Origin of the sequence: Bradyrhizobium sp. PRIMUS42 (assembly GCF_023006515.1) — a bacterium.
In the GTDB taxonomy this organism is placed as follows: domain Bacteria; phylum Pseudomonadota; class Alphaproteobacteria; order Rhizobiales; family Xanthobacteraceae; genus Bradyrhizobium.
On the sequence record NZ_JALBGZ010001149.1, the window covers coordinates 1 to 1,305 of the forward strand.

The window sequence follows — 1,305 nt, forward strand, 5'->3', positions numbered from 1 at the left end:
CTGCGGCCGGCTATGGCCCGCTGCATCTCGGCACCGACATCGGCGGATCGGTGCGCCTGCCCGCAGGCTGGTGCGGCCTCGTCGGATTGAAGCCGAGTTTTGGCCGGGTGCCGATCGATCCCACTTATGTCGGCCGCGTCGCCGGCCCCATGACCCGTACGGTCGACGATTGCGCGCTGATGATGAGTGCGATCGCAAAGCCGGACCGGCGCGACGGCATGAGCCTGCCCGCCGAACCGCTCAACTGGAAGGGCCTGGAGAAATCTCCGCGCAAGCTGCGCGTCGGCCTGATGCTCGATCCCGGCTGCGGCTTGGCGCTGGAGAAGCCGGTGCGCGAGGTCGCGGTGAAGGCGGCCAAGGCGTTCGAATCCGCCGGCGCCGTCGTCACCGAGGTCGACGGCATCCTCACGCGCGAGATGCTCGATGGCCTCGACAACTTCTGGCGTGCGCGGATGTGGGACGATCTGGCCAAGCTGACGCCGGCCGAACAGGCCAAGGTGCTGCCCTATATCTTCAAATGGGGCGAGTCCGGCGCCAAGCTGTCGGGCGTCGACGTCATCCGCGGCTTCAACCAGACCATGGCGATCCGCGCGGCGGCGTCAAAGCTGTTCTGCGAGCTCGACTACGTAATCTCGCCGACCGCGCCAAACGTGAACTATGCGGCGGAATGGGCCTCGCCGACCAACGATCCGATCAAGCCGTTCGAGCACATCGCCTATACCGTGCCGTGGAATATGTCGGAGAACCCCGCCGTCTCGATCAACGGCGGCTTTGACTCCAAGGGGTTTCCCATCGGCGTGCAGATCGTCGGCCGCCGCTTCGACGATACAGGCGTGCTCGGCATGGCCAAGGCCTTTGAAGGTTTACGCGGGCCACAGCGGCCCTGGCCGAGCCCGCCGGCGAAGTAACATGCGTCATGGCCGGGCTTGTCCCGGCCATCCACGTTCCTCTACTGGCCGCCACGTGCCCAGTCCGCGCAAGACGGACGGTGGCGATCATGCATCTCGTCTCAGCGAGACCGAATTCAAGACAGGGAAGGAAACCACCATGGCGTATGAGACGATCAAATACGAGATCGCCGAGCAGATCCTCACCATCACGCTGAATCGACCCGACAAGCTCAACGCCTTCAACGCGCAGATGCAGGCCGAGCTGATCGACGCGTTCGACGCGGCCGACAAGGACGACAATGTCCGCGCCATCATCGTCACCGGCGCCGGCCGTGGTTTTTGCGCGGGCGCCGACCTCTCCTCCCGCCCTTGTCGTTCTTCTTGTCCTTGTCTTTATCCGTGGCCTTGTCCGACT

At 64.8% G+C, this 1,305-nt stretch carries 2 protein-coding genes; both read left to right on the plus strand.

Annotated elements, in window-relative coordinates; all coding sequences use genetic code 11:
* Positions 1-908, plus strand: a 908-nt coding sequence (locus MOV75_RS38485) for an amidase (RefSeq protein ID WP_247008053.1), incomplete at its 5' end; no start/stop codon positions are given.
* A gap of 139 nt (positions 909-1,047) precedes the next feature.
* Positions 1,048-1,305: enoyl-CoA hydratase-related protein (locus tag MOV75_RS38490; protein WP_247008054.1), on the plus strand; the 258-nt coding region annotated here is incomplete at its 3' end.